The organism is Rhizobium sp. BK176, assembly GCF_024808055.1.
The window spans coordinates 160,814-176,453 of record NZ_JANUBV010000010.1 but is presented as its reverse complement, the minus strand read 5'-3'; the positions used below and the strand labels follow the sequence as shown (position 1 = coordinate 176,453).

Genomic DNA, 15,640 nt, shown 5'->3' with positions numbered 1-15,640 from the left:
GCGGCGAAGCGCCAGAAAAGGGTATGAATGTAAAAGAGTTGATGGGGCATATTATGGGCACCTCCAGCATATTCACGATCAATCGACCGTCGTCGCGAACAGGGCGCTCAGAGACGAAAGCAGCTCACGTTCGGAATAGGGCTTTCCGACGAAGCCGACAGGATGCCACTGTTGAGCAAGCTGCCGCGTCCTTTCGTCGAGGTTGCCGCTGACAAACAGGGATGGAATATTCCAGCGCTGCCGCAGGGCCGCCGCCGTCTCGATCCCATTCGACCCCCGCGCCAGGTTCACGTCCATGATGGCGACATCGATCCTGCCACCAAGCTGTTCAGCCAGCGACAATGCCTGGAGCATGTCGGATGCCTGGCCTGCGACGATATGGCCGGCTTTGAGGAGCATGTCCTCGAGATCGAGGGCAAGCAGCATTTCGTCTTCAACGATCATGACCTGAAGAGGCATCACGACAGTTCCCTTGGAAACGTTACAGTGGCCCGAAAACCTTGCGTCGGATCCTCCTCTTCGATGAAAACACCTCGTATCTGTGCGGTCATGGATGTGACAAGCTTGCTCCCGAGGTCGGACAGACCGTTATCGTCGCTTTGGCGAGGATCCGGATTGGTGACACTCAATGCCAGGACGCCGTCCTCTGGGAGTTCTCGCAGCTTGACGAGGAGACGGCTGCCATGGGCTGGAGCCGCCTTCAATGCCGCAGTGACGAGCTCGTTCACGATGATCGATAGCGGAATTGCACGTTCTGTTGGCAACTCGATCTGCTCTACTTCCACCGCGATCGGACGAGACGGTCGCTCATTCGTTATATCGAGGCAGAGTTTTGTCAGATGATCGGCCATGTCGACTGTAAGCGAATTGGCGGTCCGATACAGATGCTCATGAACCGATATGATGGCTCTGACCCGTGAGATTGCCTGATCGAAGGCCTCCTTCGTCTTGGAGTCCCGCAACCGGCGCGCTTGCAGCCTCAGCGTACTCACGACGAGCTGGAGGCTGTTCTTGACGCGATGATTGACCTCAGCGAGCAACGCATCCTTTTGCTCGAGGAGCTCGCCCTGGGTCTTTACGGACACAGTCAGCGCAGCCTCCCTTTGCCGCTCGGTGGTAACATCCATCAACACACCGATCATTCTAACCTTGCCGTCGGACGTCCTTAGAACCTCGCCGCGGGATTCCACGTGTCGCACGCCCCCCGTCGGCAGAACGATACGATAGTCAAAACGCGCGGCAGTCTGGTCCGGGCTTGACTGGATGCGGCGAAGGCCCTCTTGCACCGCCGCAAGATCCTCCGGGTGAATCCGCGCGAAAAAGGGCGCGGCCACTGGCCCGCCCTCCCCGGGCAGGAACCCGAACATCTCATCGACGGCGTTGCTGCGTCGCCAGATATCGGTTTCCGGCTCATATTCCCAGGTCGCAAGATCGGCGGCATGCAAGGCAATCCTCAGACGGATATCAGCCTCCCTCGCCTTCAGGACGCGATCTGTAACATCCATCGGATTTTGTATGATGTACTGGACATGGCCATCATCGCCGATGACCGGCGTGTGAACAGGTGTCCAGAACTTCTGCGAAAATCCGCCACCGGGTTGGGGGATGTCGTATTGAATGACCGCCATTTCGTGCGGTTTGCCAGTTGCAAGGGCGTGGCGGAGGGAAACTTCAAGCGGCCCTTGCTCCACGGTCCCGGCAGCCTCGGGATTTTCGGGAAACGCTTCGAGAATGTGACGACCGACAATGTCGTTTCGCGCGCGCGATGTGAGCGAGAGATATGCGTCGCTCGCGGCGACGATCGTCAGACCGGGATCAAGCACAAGATAGGGCTGTGGCATCCCCTGAAAGATAGCTGCGAAGTTTGTTGTCTGCATCTATTGAGGCACTCGACTGCGGCTTCGTGCTCTTCCCCAGGGAACGAATCTTCTTTCTGAGGAATGGATCATCAAAATAGGGCGGGCCGACACGGCGGCAATTCTTCCAGGTTTTGTTTCTCGGCAGATGAAAGCATCGTAACGCGCCGAAACGACCGGAGTTCCTATCTTCGGATCTCTTCGGAGCAAAAACCATCGAGTGTGTCGAGTTGGCGTCAGGCAGTCGTCCATCGAATCCGCTGCGCGCTGACAATGTCACCGGACGAGCCGAAGTCCTTCGGCGGGTACGTCTCAATCGATCGTTCGGCTATTCCGCAGCAAAAGCAACACGATTGCTGTTCAGTGCAACGAGCGTCCTTGCCCGCTCAAGCGATGCACTCTGATCGTTACGATAGCGGGAACCAATCTCCATCATCAGCACGGTGCCTGGCAGCGTTCAAACTCGCCGAAGATCCTCCCACTCGCTGTCGCCCCCGCCAAGCGGCATGTGGCGGGCCTCAATGATCTCGGAACCATTGCCACGCTCGCGCATTAGGTGGCGCGAACGAGGTAAGCATGATTGAAATCACTTTCTGGAACAGGCCGGTCGTCATCGTGATCGGATCCGCAATGCATATTGTCCGCAACACCCGAGAAGCCGCGTGGCTGCTTGCAGACAAATGGCCTGTTGTGAGCGGAAACTCCTTCACCAGGGCATTGCGAGCCTGTTCGGCGAGCCTCGATGGGAAAAAATCGGCGACCTATGCCCGACTTGCCCTGATCGCTGCAGCCCGCCACGCCAACCTCAGGGTCGAAGCGTAAAGGCTAGCGCCCTTTGGCCATGTCCCACGCTCACGACCTTACAAGGTCGCGAGCGTCGCGTTGGAGATCTGGGCACCATAGCTCTGGCGAATGCTGACCTTTTTCTCGAGTGCTTCGATCACGAGGGCGGAAAAATCCACGCCATAGAGATTTTCCAGATTCTGAAGTCCGCCCGGTGTGAAAACGTTGATCTCAAGGATTTTTGATCCCACGATATCAAGGCCTACAAGGAACATGCCATCAGCCACAAGCTTGGGCCGAACCATCTCGGCAACGGCCAGCATTTCCGGAGTGACCTTCACCTTGGCCGCCTTTCCGGAGGCACGGATATTCGATCGCACTTCACCCTTGGCCGGTACCCTCCTGAAGGCGGCATAGGCTCCATCCTTTTCGAGTGGCCTGCCATTCATCACGAACAATCGTACATCACCTTCAACTGCGTCCGGCAGGTATCCCTGGGCAATCAGGTACCCCTCCCCGCTGACCGCCTCGAAGATCTGATTAAGATTGGATTCCTTGTTGGATTTGATCTTGAAGACATGCTTGCCGCCTGATCCCTGAAGAGGTTTCAGGATCACGCCGCGCTTCTGGCTGTCGATAAACGATCTGATTTCATCCAGGCTCTTGGAAATGAGCGTGGTCGGACGGACGCTTTCGGGGAAATCCTGGAAATAGAGCTTGTTTTGAGCAGTGGCGAGCGCATTCGGATCATTCACCGTCAGCACCCCGCGCTCGACAGCCAATCGTCCAAACATTGCCCCGACATTGACAGCCCATGCTCGCTCATCTGCATCCTCAGAGGGATCGTTGCGCAGGAACAGGACATCGATATTGGAGACGTCGATTGTTTCCCTTGAAACCTCAGCCCGCAGTCCGGCAATGAAAGCGTCCTGATCCCTGGTTTTGGACGGAGGCGGGATTACCGCGCGGACCAGGAGGTGGTCGTCAGGCCGAAGCACAAAATCATCAGGTGTAAGGTAACAGACGTCGTGACCACGTGCCCGGGCGGACATCGCCAGCGATGTCGTGGTATAGTACGATGACTCGCTCTCAATGGAATTTACGAAAAAAGCTATCCTCATTCTACATTTCCTTCGATTGAAGAAGATCGATCGGCCTTAATCCCTGGCGTGCTTTCTCAAGCCTGTCGCGGCCATCCTTGGTGGCCAGAAACAGCGGATAAATCGCCGGCGGCTTCAACAAGCCACGTGACGCCAGTTCCTCCATCACACCAAAATGGCCGGATGAGATTTTTCCCATCCAGAATGGATCGAGCGCTGCCCCTCGTTTGAGATGGTCGAGAAGCTCAAGAAGCCCCCGCAGGTAGATCGCGTCCTTTGCCAGCCCACCACCCCGGTAGACACGCAGAGTCAGATTGAACGCGGCAGCTCGTGAAAAGCCGTAGTCCCGCACCAGCCGATGGAAGGTCTGATCGAATTTTGCACCGGACAGCATGTCGGCACATGCGACCACGCGCGCCGCGATCAACTTGAGACGTCCTGCCGTCATTCCGCCGGCTAGATACTCGGCAAAGACTGCAAGACCTTCCTGCATGCCCTCATATCCTGCAAGCCCTGAACGAAAGAGCCTCAGTCCCTGGCACCCGCCATTGAAAAACGTAAGAAGGTGGACCCCTATTTCGTGGGAGAGAAGCGGCGCCACCCGGCGGGGATCCATCAATGTCTTTCTCGAGATGAGAAGACGGTGGTTCGATACCATCAGTCCCGACGGCAAGTCGTCCCGGACCTCAACGTCGACCTGGAAGTCGGGGAACTTTTCCTGGTAGGCGGCGATCATCGACTGCGCCTGCCGTTCAAGGTACACACTGTCGGCCGCCTCAACGTCGTCGCTCCTTGACGCCGTGTCGGGCCCGTCTTCACTGAGGTAGTCCAGAATGCGTTCGGCTTCAGCCAGCAACAATGGTTCGACAGGTCCATAGAGCGCTCGTCCAAACTCGATGAAGGTCTGGCGATTGCGCGCAGCAACCAGGGACAACTGCAGATCCACTTCCTGCTGCTTTTGCCTGTACAGTTCGTAAAGCACCGGGTCCTCGATCCGGTCAAAGGCAATGGAAAAGAGGCGTTGCTTTGCATCCTCGACCTGCACGGTCAATGGCCGATACAGGAAGCCTGGATCACCTACGAACCCGTTGGCTTCGAAGCGATGGAAAGCTTGACCTGCATTGATCGGGGTCACTGCCAAAAGGACGTCAAATGCCGTGGCGATCTCATCGATGCCACGATCCACACGGTTGACCGCCTCGACCAACGCGCGGCGTCCGAGCGAACGATGGGACGCAGGCTTCATAATTCCACGCGCCTCTATGAAAGCCGCGCACGCTTGAAGCCCGGCATCGAACAGCGTCGCAATGAGCTGGTCGCGCACCTCCGGAAAGGTGTTACCGGACTGGGGAGCACGGTAGATCGGGGCGAACTCCGCAACCAGAAGGGCGCAGCCGGCAAGCCCGGCCAGATCCCCGTCAATCTTCGAGGATGCCATGCGCCGCTCCTCGACCTGGGGCGTGCGGAAGCGTGCTTCGCTGGCACTGACAGCCTTCGAGAAGGTTTCCCTGACTTCCGGCGCATTGCCTGACGACCAGACCGAAACCTCGAATGGTGGGAGGTACGGTGCATCATCTGTCAGGAACCTGTCGCGATCGAGCTCAGCAAACCGGACAATGACAAAGGCCCCGAACTGTTTGGCCGCCATCATTGACAGTGCCTTGACGATCGGCAGGACGGACCTCGGATCCGATGCGACAAGGTAGGAGGCGTTCGCCTGCACCACGGATCGGGCAACGTCCTCGTTGCGACCGCCATCGATGTGGAGGAACAGAAAGGGTAGCAATCGATCGACATGGAGGCGACTGCCGTCACCGAAATCCTTGCGGATGGCCTTGCCTTCATTCAGAGAGCTCACGACATCAACCAGCCAGTCGATCTGATCAAAGTGGACCGGGCCAGTCATGAGCCGTACCCCAGAATGCGTTCCAGCAGGGGTACTGCCGCGGCAAGACCACGACGCAATTCATCAAGGACGACGCGATTGGGCTCGCCCGTCCATTCGTCCATGAAGATTTTCTTGAATTCGATCGCGACGGCGCAGCCTGTCTCCGGAAATGCCTCATGGATAAAGCGTGTCTGTTCTCCCCTGCCTTGGAAGGCAACGTTTTCTCTCACATCCAAAGGCCTGCCGTTCACGACGATGGTCTGGAGGTGTTCGATCAGTTGGTCCACCACATAGGCCCACCGGTCCCTGTCCATCGAGAATGTGCCAATATTGATATCCGGCGCATCCTCTTGGCTGGTCTCGACGTCAGGCGCTGCCCGCCGATGATTGTAGCTATGGACGTCCAGAACAACGAATCTGCCAAAGTCGAGCTCAATCTGTTTGAGGAAGGTCCGAAGCATCGTGTAGTAGCTATCGTGAAGAGCGAGCGATCGGGCTTTTTCCTCCTGTGGCAGAGGCTCGCGCCAGACCTTCAGCCCCCACGCCTGTTCGGGGGTGAGGTAGAGGGCGCCGTCCCGGCTCCGGTTGAGGTCGAATTCAAAACGCGAGCGGTGGCCAACGACCTGGTTCGGCACGTCATTGATCAGGAATGCGGTAAACGGATCTTCCTCGCGTTGTCTTTGATGGGCTGACAGCGCAAATCGGTCCTGTAGACTTTCCCTGACACCGCTTCCGTCATGGATTGCTGTACCGATCACCGGTGAGTCCGCCCTGGTGAGCGTCCATAGCCTTTTGCACCCTGCTTCCGTCGGTCCTGCGTCGACCCTACTTTCCATCAATACCTCCCGCTCGGTTGAAGGCCGGGTTGAACCGGTCTAGCGACGATCGCAGGTCCATATATTCCTGCAAACTTCCTGGTGCGTGCTAGCAGTGCGAGGTGCACCCAGAAATGTCTGACATGGCTCCCCCGCAGGTCCTCCGTCTCCTATCAATTCCTTGAGACACAAACGCGATGCGAGGCAATTTGGTTCGATGCCTCCTCCTTGTGGGCGCGACGTATGAGACAGACGCTCGACCGTGCTCCATTGCGAATTGAGCAGCCGAACAACTGTCGGTAGATTGGCCGCCTGCGACATGGTAGGTTTTTGGCGTGCGTTCAGGAGAATGCGATGTTCCGATCGGGCAGGAAGTATCAGCATCTCGTTCATGACACTGGCTGGAAATGCGCCAGCCCCCTTCTCCAGCAGGCAGCTATGTGGCTGCGAGAATATCCGCGGAGAGATTTGCTCAAGATTTCGGATCGGCGGCGATCGCCAGGATGATAGCTGTTCGGCCCAGTGTACGGCCACATCGACGGACGTGATCGATGACTGCAGCTTCCGATCACCTAGATAGTCATGCACCTCGACCAGGTTCAACGTCCTAGCGGAGACGGGTCAATGAAGGCGCTTAAAGCCATCTGCAGTAATCAACGGACAGGCATCGGCGGGCACCAGTGCAGGCGAGGCGCTCGTCGCCATGGAGACGCTCGCCGCAGAGAAACCTCCGCCCGGCTTCGGGTTTGAATGGACTGTTCTGGCACTGCAGGAAAGCAGGCGGTGGACAGACCGCCGTGATCCTTCTGATGGGAATGGCTTCTACCTACCTCCTTCTCGTCGCCCGGTACGAGAGCTGGAGTGTCCTGTAGTGGTCATGATGTCCGTCTCCGTTGCCGTGCTTGGGGCACTCACCCGGGCTCGCGCTTTCCGGCGTTAACCTCAATATGTACGCCCAGATCGGATTGCAGCTCCTGATAGGCCTTGCGGCTAAGAATGCCATCCTCATCGTCGAATCCGCCAAGGAGCGGCGCGAGCAAGGCGCACGCATCATGAATGCAACAATCTAAGGCACCTCCCAGCGGTTCCGACCCGTGCTGATGACCGCAATGGCTTCGGTGCTGGGGGTGCTGCCGTTGGTTGTTGCAACAGGCGCAGGGGCCGGTAGCCGCCAGGCCATCAGGATAACGGTCCTGGGTGGGCTCCTGCTTGGAACCATCCTCGGCCTTCTTGTGATTCCGCTCTCGTATTTCTATGTGCAGACCATTCGGGAGGCTTTGAAAAGGAGGATTTTCAAAACCCAGGCGGTCGAAGCCATGACTAGTTCAAACCCGGAGTAGAACGCCTTCAGGTTTCGATAAGGTCAGATCGCCAACACGGGCCACTATGCCGCTATCAGAAGATGAGCGGAGCGATGTCGATCTTGGACTTTCGGTAATGCGTGCCTTGTTGGTATTGCCAAGAGCGTCGAGGGGAGGAATCGACGTCGCCTATCACGGGCTCGCCTGCCAGTCGCCAGCCGTGCGACTAAGCGCTCCACAGGCAAGAGAGAGGCACTGCTGCAAGACTGTCCCCGAACGGCAAAACCTTGTCGCCGTCATAGAGTACCCATCCCGCTGTGAAAGCCGCTCCCGTCGCTGCGGCGACCTTTCTGAGACCTTTAAAGTCGGCCGGTGTCACGGTGGCCGAGGCCTTGATCTCAAATGCTACAATGTTACCTATTTCGTCTTCGAGGACGATGTCGACTTCGTCCTGGTCCTTGTCGCGGTAATGATGGATCCGCGTTTGGACGTCGCTCCAGGTCGAGAGCCTTAGAACCTCGCTTGTAACAAAGGTTTCGAGCATCGGCCCGAATAAGGAACGGTCCTGTCTGATCCGATCTGCTGTGACCCCGATCAGGGATGCCAGAAGACCGCTATCAAGAAACAGGAGCTTCGGGGTCTTCACGAGACGTTTGAGGGGATTGCGAAACCAGGGTTCTATGCGCCGGACAAGGAATACCTGCTCAAACAGGCCAATATAGCGGCGGGCTGTTTTGTCATCGAGGCCAACCTGGCCGGCTAGTTGGGTGAAATTCAGCAGCTGTGCGGAATGATGCGCGAGTGCGCGCAGTAGTTGCGGCATCCGATCCAGGCGCTCGACATCGGCAATGTCGCGCACGTCCCGCTCGACAATGGCGCGGATATAGTCTCGGGCCCAGGCGGAGCGGCGCCGCGGATCTTGGCGGGCAAGCATTTCGGGATAGCCGCCCATCAGGCAGCGCTCGATTAATGTGTCTCCGGTAAACGGCTCGCGTGGAGCGGTTACCTCGCCAGCAAATGCCGTATCGAGAAAATTCGATGTGACGTTTCGGATTTCTGACTGGGCAAGCGGAAGCAAGGTAACGACTTCCATTCTCCCGGCGAGGCTTTCCGATACCGTCGGCAAAGCAAGGATATTCGCCGACCCTGTCAACAGAAAGCGGCCGGGTCGGCGATCATTGTCGACGGCCTGTTTGATCGCGCGCAGGATCTCAGGAAGCCGCTGAACCTCGTCGATGACGGCAGTGTCGATCTGCCGAATGAACCCGACAGGGTCGGTCCTGGCGGACGACAATGTTGTTTCGTCGTCAAAGGTAAAATAGGGTCGATCCGGCTCCAGCAGGGTTCGTGCCAACGTCGTTTTTCCGCATTGGCGTGGTCCATTGATCAAGACGACCGGAGTGTCCTTCAAGGCGGTGCGGATCCGCTCTGCTGCGCCCCTGGGATAGAGCATTTGTGCTTGTCTTCCAGTCATTGAATCCCCCAGACATGCGGCGCACAACGGCCTGCCCTATCCCGTCCAATTCGGAACCTTCTCTCGTCCAATTCGGATTCTAAGCTCGTCCAATTCGGATTTCAAGCTCGTCCAATTCGGATTTTATCCGCGGCTATCTCGGATCGGGATATAGCGGAATTCTCGGCAGCGCAAATGTACATGTCACGTCCGTCCTCCGGATCGGATCCGTTCCCATTGTTGTGATGCGGGCGCGCCGGCCTTCAAGGCTCGGCGGAAATGCCAGGCACAAGATGACAACCGATGTAGCGACAAGCTGCTCGGCAAGGTGAATGCCGAGTGCAGCAAGGTGGCGACAAAATGCTTCCGGCCAGTTCCCGTCATTTTCAGCTTCGAATTCTACAGCATGGAAATTCAGGCCTTTCGAAGCTGGCGGATCGACAGGCTCAAAACGGCCGGAAGGGCGAACATAAGTCCGGGATCAATGAGAACGCCCCCCAAGGAAAGTGCTGGCGCTTTCAAAGTCGTTTAGAGTGCGTCCAGTCGTCATCGGCGCCGACATGGAACGAGCGCGACACGAAACAGCGCGAGCTGCGAGAAGCTGTAAGTCAATCATCGAAGGATGGAGGACATATGGATATGACCAGTGCCTTAATGCGCAGCCGCGAGCTCGACGGCGGTCTTGGCGTCTTCAGCGTTCATCCGACCGTCAACCACCGCTTGGCACGCGTTCCATGCTCGTTGCCACTTGGCAGCGCTCTGGTGCGGCTCATGGATGAGCCACGTCAACGCCTCCTCTGGGGAGCCGACAACAATACGAATGCGGCTGTCTCCTAACACGAGAGGCTTTTCCCATCGGTGTACCAACATGGTCTCTCTCCAATTCGGGCATCCGCTCAACCTCCCCGATAGATGGGTAGCGGCCGCCTCAGTTCAATCGTCGACACGCTAAAGGAACATCCAGACCCCCGTCGATCCTTCAAGGAGAACCCGTTGGCGAAGGAGACGCGGGCCGAATTCCGGTTTTGCAAAGCCCGCCACGGCGAACGCAAGTCTAGCGAGTGGAAACCATCAATCGATCTTCAGGCGCCGCGCTTGAAGCTCATCGAGCGCAACCTTGTGAAGGCCCGCTTCGAGTCCTTCGGGCCTGCCTTAATTCTCGGTTTCATGGTAGTGATCTGGCAGTTTACACCTGCGACCAATAGGGATAGTCTATATCCTTAATAGATGCAAATCAGCATCTTTCGGATCTTTCAATGAATCTCAAGAGCCAAGTCGAATGGGCGCTCCACTGCTGTGCCATTCTCGCAGGCCTGCCAGAGGGCCGTTATCTATCCACCAAAGCTCTGGCGGAGTTCCATGGGCTTCCGAAGGAATACCTCTCGAAGGCCTTGCAAGGACTTTCGCAGGCAGGACTGGTGCATACGACCCTTGGCCCGACGGGCGGGTATCGGCTGGCCAGAACGCCCGCCGAACTGACCTTTCTCGATATCGTCGAAGCCGTGGAAGGCAAGGCCAGAACCTTCGTTTGCAACAACATCCGGGCAAACAACCCCTGCAGACCTCCAGGATACTGCGAAGACCAACCTTGCGCGGTCGCGCGGATAATGTGGGAGGCCGACGAAGCGTGGCGGGACAAGCTCCGCAGCGTGAGACTTTCCGACCTAGTGGAGACGCTTTCCAGGGATATTCCGCGCGATCTTTGGAAGAGCAGTTTTGAATGGGTGCTAGAGCGCGCCGGATGATGGTGTTCCGGGAATCCTGGCGGGAAAGGACTGGAGCGGCATCGCCAGGAAAAATCCCTTCTCCCTGCAATGGCGATGAACAGAAGCGATCACTTCGTTTCGGGCGGGCGTCCGGGCTGCCGGGCTCGTGACACGAAACTGAAGCTCCGTCTCGATCGCTACTGCGTCAATCGCTTTCAGTGCGACGACGGGCGGCGGATCCTTGACGATCGCATCACAGGCTTGAAGCGCGGTGAGCATGAGTTCTTCGACCTGCTCCGGATCGTGGCTTGCCGCAATTCTTATAAGAAGCGCGATCTGATGACTTTCGTCGGGCCGGCTGAGATTGGTGAGCCCAACCTTGGCGAGCACGCTGTTGGGCAAGACTACGACATTGTGAGCGCCGGTGATCAGGGAGATGGACCGCCAGTTGTTCTCAATAACCCTTCCCTCGGTACCGTCGCCGAGCACGATCCAGTCGCCAATTGCAAAGGGCCGTCCCAAGGTCAATGCAACCCCGGAAAAGACGTCACCGAGCGTATTCTGCAGCGCAAGGCCGAAGATGATCGCGACAACGCCCGAGGTTGCGATCAGAGTGCCGATGGGCGCCTGGAACACAAAGCCCAGTATGGACAGCGCTACGCCGAGATAGACGATCGCAACAATGAGGTCCTGCAACAGTCGCGCCTCGCGCGGACGTCGTTCAAGAACGATGTAAATGCGGACAAAACCGATGAGCGTCCAGGCGAGGTGAGTCCACCACAGGACGCGTGCAGTGGTAGCCATGCCGGCCCTGAAGCCCGTGAGCTGCAAGTCGTCGACCCGGTGCGGCATGATTCCGGCTACTGCCAGAACGACGGTCATGGCAGTGAAGAAGAAGATTTGCACGACAAGTCTGGCCGTCGGTCGGCCGCTGCCCTGAAGATGCCAGACAGCAATGCCGGCAATTCCCAGGAGATTGATCAACGTCAGCGGCAGCAACGGATGTTCCCTCTTTCATATTCTTTGGCACCCCAAAAGAAAGGTAAAAGAGGCACGATGCTCAACCGCACCGCGCCCCGCTTTCCCCTCACTATTTCTTCATGGGAAAGGTGAGTTCCTTTTCACTGGTATCGACCACGAAGACAGCAAGAAGCTTGGCAGGTTCTGTCTTGCTGCCGTTTTCGCTCACACCATGGCGATCCCCCGGCATTTCCGAGAAGCTTTCACCTGCCTTGTAGACCTTGACCGGTCCATCGTTGACCTGGCTGCGGATCGAACCCTCCAGCACTGTCGCATAGATGAAGGCCGTGCTCGGATGGGTGTGCCCCTCTGAAAATCCGCCGGGGCCGTACTCCACGAGCACGCCCTTGATGCTTTTACCGGGTACATTCGGAAGCTCATGTTCGTACACAAGGGTCACTTTCGACGCTTCGCCGGCAACTGCATCGTGAGTGCTGGCCGGTCCCGACAGTCCCGCAACGAGAAACGAAAAGGCGATGATTGATCTGATCATTGTCATTCTCCTGTTCTGGACGATTGCGCACCTGTTGGCGGCACAAGTCGGCCGATCAATTGCGCTGGGCCATTGCAAACCACTGTTCGAACGTGATCTGGCCAAGTCGGGGATTGTTGTCAGAGACGAGCGAACCGTCGTCGAGCCGGGCGCCGAAGTATCGAGCTTCCGGGTCCGGCTGCACTTTCCGCCCGTCGCCAGTTGCTTCGAGATAGCGCGCAACGAGTTCGTTGAGCCGGAAACGCTCGGGGCCGGCGATCTCCACCGTCCCGTTGATCGGGGCAGAGACGGCAACTTCGGCCATCGCGGCGGCGACGTCGTCAGATGCGATCGGCTGGATGTAGGCCGGTGACAACCGCACTGTATCGCCGACCGTTCCGGACTTGGCGATGCCGCCCACAAACTCCATGAATTGCGTGGAGTGTACGATGGTGTAGGGGATCGCCGATGCCTTGATCAGCTTTTCCTGCGCAAGCTTGCCCCGGAAATAGCCACTCTCCTGCAGGCGCTCGGTTCCGACAACCGACAGCGCGATGTGATGTTTGACGCCGGCATCCTTTTCGGCCCGAAGAAGATTGCGCCCGGAGGCCTCGAAGAACTCGAGGACGGCCTTATCTTCGAAGGATGGTGAGTTGGCGAGGTCGACGACAACATCGCAACCGACCAATGCCGCAGCCAGACCTTCCCCGGTCACGGTGTTGACGCCCGTGTTCGGAGAGGCAGCAAGGACATCATGCCCCTGCTTGCGCAGGCGTTCGACCGTCTTCGAACCGATCAGGCCGGTTCCGCCAATAATAACGATTTTCATGGGACTTCTCCCCGGTTTGCGGCCAGGCCGCGGTGGTTGGTGGCTAAAGGACAGGGGCTTAGTTCAAGCCTGCCTTGTCGAGGCCGTAAAGCTTGTCTGCGGAGCCCGGCACCGACTTGAACGCAATGCTGGCGCGGTTCCAGGCATTGATCACCATAACTACAAAGGTCAGATCAGAGATCTCTTTTTCTGAGAGCTGGCCTCGAACGCGTTCGTAAAGCTCGTCGGGAATTCCACCCTCCGGAAGCTTCGTCAGCGCTTCAGTCCAGGCGAGTGCGGCGCGTTCGCGCGGGGCAAACAGGTTCGATTCGCGCCAGATCGCGACGTGGTAAAGGCGTAGCTCTGTTTCGCCATGCAACTTGGCTTCCTTCACGTGCATATCGAGGCAAAAGCCGCACCCGTTGATTTGCGACGCCCTGATCTGCACCAGATCGTGGAGCTTCGGCTCGATGACGCTTTCCTTGAGGCTCATGCTGAGCTCGGAGAGCTTCTTGAAAAGTTCCGGGGATTGCTGTGCGTAGTTCAGGCGCTGGGTCATGTCCGTCTCCTTATTTAAGGATATTTGTCATCCTTATGGATATAAGATATCCGTAATTGCTGGACAGTAAAGCGTTTGCGGTCTAGTCTCGGAACATAAGGGTTATGTCGAACGGTACGGGTAAAGTGGGATGGACATCGTTTGCGCGCTGAGGACGTTCATGAGGGTCGCCGAGACAGGATCTTTTTCTGCAGCGGCAGCCGATCTCGGCCTGACGCAGCCAGCCGTTTCAAGGCAGGTTTCCGCGCTCGAGGAGCACCTCAGCATCCGCCTCTTCCATCGCACCACGAATGCGCTCGCCCTGACCCTCGAGGGTGAGCAGATCATTACGATGGCCTTGAAGGTGATCGACGCAGTGGACTCACTCAATGAGGCGTCGGGTGCCGAAGCAGCCAATGCCATGGGCCGTGTGCGCCTCGCCTTGCCCGCCCCACTTGGCCTTTATGTGAGCGACCGACTTGCGCAGCTTCTCGACCACCATCCTGGCCTGGTGGTCGAACTCCTTTTCCGGGAGGAGCCATCAGACCTCATCGGAGAAGCCATCGACCTTGAGGTACGGCTCGGTCTTGTCTCTGACAGCAGCCTCATGTGTCGCCGGATCGGGTGGACGACAGCCTTTCTCTGCGCAGCCCCCGCCTACCTCGAACGCCGGGGAGTTCCAAAGGCTCCGGCCGAGGTCAACACGCACGACTGTATCTGTTACAGCCGAGCCGGAGATGGCCGATCCTGGCTGTTTTCAGACGGCTCAAACGAAATTTCCGTTCGCATCTCGCCGCGTCTGGTCGCAAACAGCGCCCTTGCGGTGCACCGCGTGGTCTTGAGCGGAGGCGGCCTTGCCGTGCTTTCGCATATTCTGGCATATCCCGATATGGAGGCAGGCCGGCTGATCAATGCAATGCCGGACTATCCACCCGTGCGGCTGCCGATCAACCTTGTCTATCCGTCACGAAAGAACCTGCCCTTGCGGGTTCGCACCGTTCTCGACTTCCTCGTCGAAGCCGTCAGGGACGATCCGTTTATGGCCTCCTGATTTCGCGCCAATAAAGAGCAACGGTGTTAAGCGTCAAGCATCGTTGCGCGATGATCGCGCGTTCGAGCGTTGAGGACGATGATCATCCTTCGCAATCCGGCCGCAACGACAGACCTGGTTTCTTCACGCCGGCCATGCGTTGTTCACTTGGCAAAATTGCTGAAAGTGATCGAGCAGAAGAGGTGAGAATGCCGTGTTCTTATGCCGCAGCCTTCGCAGCGCGAGCGACGGCAAGATGCTGCCTGATCGCCCGATGGATATCCGTGATCGTGTCGAACACCAGATTATCCAGGTCGATCACGTGGAAACGAACGGCGATGAATCTCAGCCGGCTGTCGGCGGGGACAGCGATACCGACCTCTTGACCACCAAAAATGACTGCTTGCCTTTGCATAAACGCCCTGCACACTGAACCTCGGCGCATCTTTAGCAAGATCGAATGAAGGATTTACGACAGAGCAACCATCAGTAGTAGTGCGGCCACCGAAAATCCACGATAATACCCGCGCTGTCCCTTTGGAAGGTTCTTTATACCAAGGGTCAGTGTGAGGTGGCCGTGGTTTCAGCACGAGATGCTAGGTGGTCTCTTATTGCACGCCTGATTTCAGTCACCGTGTCGAACACCTCGTTGTCCAGGTCGATGACCTGGAAACGGACCGCGATGAATTTGAGGCGGTTATCCACTGGAACCGCAATACCGACTTCCTGACCGTTAAAGACGACAGCTTGTCTTTGCATAACCAATCCCTGGCCCGTCATGGGCGTCACATCTAGCAAGTGGAATGAACAAAGAGGACGCGTCAATACACGCTCGAGAGCCGGTATCGGATCGAACGCACATGGTGCACC

At 57.5% G+C, this 15,640-nt stretch carries 17 protein-coding genes and 1 pseudogene; 5 read left to right on the top strand and 13 right to left on the bottom strand.

Features of this window, described 5'->3' with window-relative positions; all coding sequences use genetic code 11:
- Positions 1-78 precede the first annotated feature (78 nt).
- Together FHT76_RS26135 and FHT76_RS26130 are read right to left on the bottom strand one after the other, a co-directional pair.
- A complete protein-coding gene (locus tag FHT76_RS26135) occupies positions 79-459 on the bottom strand; it encodes a response regulator (RefSeq protein WP_183756150.1) in 381 nt (126 codons plus the stop codon).
- Positions 459-1,877 (bottom strand): sensor histidine kinase, encoded by a 1,419-nt coding sequence (locus FHT76_RS26130; protein WP_259129561.1) that lies wholly within the window; start codon positions 1,875-1,877, stop codon positions 459-461. The genes FHT76_RS26135 and FHT76_RS26130 overlap by 1 nt, the downstream gene beginning before the upstream one ends.
- Before the next feature lie 555 nt (positions 1,878-2,432).
- Here FHT76_RS26130 and FHT76_RS26125 point away from each other — a divergent pair.
- A complete protein-coding gene (locus FHT76_RS26125) occupies positions 2,433-2,678 on the top strand; it encodes a DUF982 domain-containing protein (RefSeq protein ID WP_259129563.1) in 246 nt (81 codons plus the stop codon).
- Between the two features lie 38 nt (positions 2,679-2,716).
- Here the strand turns inward: FHT76_RS26125 and FHT76_RS26120 are convergent, their stop codons facing one another.
- Genes FHT76_RS26120 through FHT76_RS26110 form a run of 3 tightly spaced genes read right to left on the bottom strand, consistent with a single transcriptional unit; the run spans position 2,717 to position 6,463 of the window.
- Positions 2,717-3,760, bottom strand: a complete 1,044-nt coding sequence (locus tag FHT76_RS26120; protein WP_183756147.1) for a glutathione synthetase — start codon at positions 3,758-3,760, stop codon at positions 2,717-2,719.
- 1 nt (position 3,761) lies between these two features.
- The gene (locus FHT76_RS26115; protein ID WP_259129565.1) at positions 3,762-5,645 is read right to left on the bottom strand and encodes a flavohemoglobin expression-modulating QEGLA motif protein; all 1,884 of its coding nucleotides are present in this window, start codon (positions 5,643-5,645) and stop codon (positions 3,762-3,764) included.
- Positions 5,642-6,463 carry an N-formylglutamate amidohydrolase gene (locus tag FHT76_RS26110; RefSeq protein WP_183756145.1) on the bottom strand — a complete coding sequence of 274 codons (822 nt, stop codon included), beginning with the start codon at positions 6,461-6,463 and terminating at the stop codon, positions 5,642-5,644. The genes FHT76_RS26115 and FHT76_RS26110 overlap by 4 nt, the downstream gene beginning before the upstream one ends.
- Positions 6,464-7,076: 613 nt before the next feature.
- Between FHT76_RS26110 and FHT76_RS26105 the strand changes: the two are divergent.
- Positions 7,077-7,782, top strand: a pseudogene (locus FHT76_RS26105) (efflux RND transporter permease subunit); the annotation flags it as partial.
- 187 nt (positions 7,783-7,969) lie between these two features.
- Here the strand turns inward: FHT76_RS26105 and FHT76_RS26100 are convergent.
- Together FHT76_RS26100 and FHT76_RS26095 are read right to left on the bottom strand one after the other, a co-directional pair.
- A complete protein-coding gene (locus tag FHT76_RS26100; RefSeq protein WP_259129566.1) occupies positions 7,970-9,217 on the bottom strand; it encodes an ATP-binding protein in 1,248 nt (415 codons plus the stop codon).
- 630 nt (positions 9,218-9,847) lie between these two features.
- Positions 9,848-10,066 carry a DUF982 domain-containing protein gene (locus FHT76_RS26095; RefSeq protein ID WP_259129567.1) on the bottom strand — a complete coding sequence of 73 codons (219 nt, stop codon included), beginning with the start codon at positions 10,064-10,066 and terminating at the stop codon, positions 9,848-9,850.
- Positions 10,067-10,189: 123 nt separating this feature from the next.
- On the opposite strand from FHT76_RS26095, the gene FHT76_RS26090 reads away from it, so the two are divergent.
- Both FHT76_RS26090 and FHT76_RS26085 read left to right on the top strand, forming a co-directional pair.
- The gene (locus FHT76_RS26090) at positions 10,190-10,420 is read left to right on the top strand and encodes a hypothetical protein (protein WP_259129570.1); all 231 of its coding nucleotides are present in this window, start codon (positions 10,190-10,192) and stop codon (positions 10,418-10,420) included.
- A gap of 32 nt (positions 10,421-10,452) precedes the next feature.
- Complete coding sequence (locus FHT76_RS26085; RefSeq protein WP_183864001.1) at positions 10,453-10,941, top strand: Rrf2 family transcriptional regulator; 489 nt, start codon at positions 10,453-10,455, stop codon at positions 10,939-10,941.
- Here FHT76_RS26085 and FHT76_RS26080 read toward each other — a convergent pair.
- The 4 genes from FHT76_RS26080 to FHT76_RS26065 all read right to left on the bottom strand — a co-directional run bounded on the left by FHT76_RS26080 (position 10,924) and on the right by FHT76_RS26065 (position 13,761).
- Entirely contained in the window at positions 10,924-11,901 is a 978-nt protein-coding gene (locus FHT76_RS26080) for a mechanosensitive ion channel family protein (protein ID WP_259129573.1), read from the bottom strand. The genes FHT76_RS26085 and FHT76_RS26080 overlap by 18 nt on opposite strands.
- Positions 11,902-11,992: 91 nt before the next feature.
- Positions 11,993-12,415, bottom strand: a complete 423-nt coding sequence (locus FHT76_RS26075; protein ID WP_259129575.1) for a cupin domain-containing protein — start codon at positions 12,413-12,415, stop codon at positions 11,993-11,995.
- Positions 12,416-12,470: 55 nt separating this feature from the next.
- A complete protein-coding gene (locus FHT76_RS26070; RefSeq protein WP_183756139.1) occupies positions 12,471-13,223 on the bottom strand; it encodes an SDR family oxidoreductase in 753 nt (250 codons plus the stop codon).
- 58 nt (positions 13,224-13,281) lie between these two features.
- The gene (locus FHT76_RS26065; RefSeq protein ID WP_183756138.1) at positions 13,282-13,761 is read right to left on the bottom strand and encodes a carboxymuconolactone decarboxylase family protein; all 480 of its coding nucleotides are present in this window, start codon (positions 13,759-13,761) and stop codon (positions 13,282-13,284) included.
- Positions 13,762-13,891: 130 nt separating this feature from the next.
- Between FHT76_RS26065 and FHT76_RS26060 the strand changes: the two genes are divergently transcribed.
- Positions 13,892-14,791, top strand: a complete 900-nt coding sequence (locus FHT76_RS26060) for a LysR family transcriptional regulator (RefSeq protein ID WP_183863999.1) — start codon at positions 13,892-13,894, stop codon at positions 14,789-14,791.
- 199 nt (positions 14,792-14,990) lie between these two features.
- On the opposite strand, the gene FHT76_RS26055 is transcribed toward FHT76_RS26060, so the two are convergent.
- Entirely contained in the window at positions 14,991-15,185 is a 195-nt protein-coding gene (locus tag FHT76_RS26055; RefSeq protein WP_183756136.1) for a hypothetical protein, read from the bottom strand.
- A gap of 146 nt (positions 15,186-15,331) precedes the next feature.
- Positions 15,332-15,529 carry a hypothetical protein gene (locus FHT76_RS26050; RefSeq protein WP_183756135.1) on the bottom strand — a complete coding sequence of 66 codons (198 nt, stop codon included), beginning with the start codon at positions 15,527-15,529 and terminating at the stop codon, positions 15,332-15,334.
- Positions 15,530-15,640: the final 111 nt, after the last annotated feature.

Bases quoted from the DNA above. Each gene is read 5' to 3' on its own strand.
- FHT76_RS26135 (WP_183756150.1), bottom strand. From the start codon at position 459: ATGCCTCTTCAGGTCATGATCGTTGAAGACGAAATGCTGCTTGCCCTC.
- FHT76_RS26130 (WP_259129561.1), bottom strand. From the start codon at position 1,877: ATGCAGACAACAAACTTCGCAGCTATCTTTCAGGGGATGCCACAGCCC.
- FHT76_RS26125 (WP_259129563.1), top strand. From the start codon at position 2,433: ATGATTGAAATCACTTTCTGGAACAGGCCGGTCGTCATCGTGATCGGA.
- FHT76_RS26120 (WP_183756147.1), bottom strand. From the start codon at position 3,760: ATGAGGATAGCTTTTTTCGTAAATTCCATTGAGAGCGAGTCATCGTAC.
- FHT76_RS26115 (WP_259129565.1), bottom strand. From the start codon at position 5,645: ATGACTGGCCCGGTCCACTTTGATCAGATCGACTGGCTGGTTGATGTC.
- FHT76_RS26110 (WP_183756145.1), bottom strand. From the start codon at position 6,463: ATGGAAAGTAGGGTCGACGCAGGACCGACGGAAGCAGGGTGCAAAAGG.
- FHT76_RS26100 (WP_259129566.1), bottom strand. From the start codon at position 9,217: ATGACTGGAAGACAAGCACAAATGCTCTATCCCAGGGGCGCAGCAGAG.
- FHT76_RS26095 (WP_259129567.1), bottom strand. From the start codon at position 10,066: ATGTTGGTACACCGATGGGAAAAGCCTCTCGTGTTAGGAGACAGCCGC.
- FHT76_RS26085 (WP_183864001.1), top strand. From the start codon at position 10,453: ATGAATCTCAAGAGCCAAGTCGAATGGGCGCTCCACTGCTGTGCCATT.
- FHT76_RS26075 (WP_259129575.1), bottom strand. From the start codon at position 12,415: ATGATCAGATCAATCATCGCCTTTTCGTTTCTCGTTGCGGGACTGTCG.
- FHT76_RS26070 (WP_183756139.1), bottom strand. From the start codon at position 13,223: ATGAAAATCGTTATTATTGGCGGAACCGGCCTGATCGGTTCGAAGACG.
- FHT76_RS26065 (WP_183756138.1), bottom strand. From the start codon at position 13,761: ATGACCCAGCGCCTGAACTACGCACAGCAATCCCCGGAACTTTTCAAG.
- FHT76_RS26060 (WP_183863999.1), top strand. From the start codon at position 13,892: ATGGACATCGTTTGCGCGCTGAGGACGTTCATGAGGGTCGCCGAGACA.
- FHT76_RS26055 (WP_183756136.1), bottom strand. From the start codon at position 15,185: ATGCAAAGGCAAGCAGTCATTTTTGGTGGTCAAGAGGTCGGTATCGCT.
- FHT76_RS26050 (WP_183756135.1), bottom strand. From the start codon at position 15,529: ATGCAAAGACAAGCTGTCGTCTTTAACGGTCAGGAAGTCGGTATTGCG.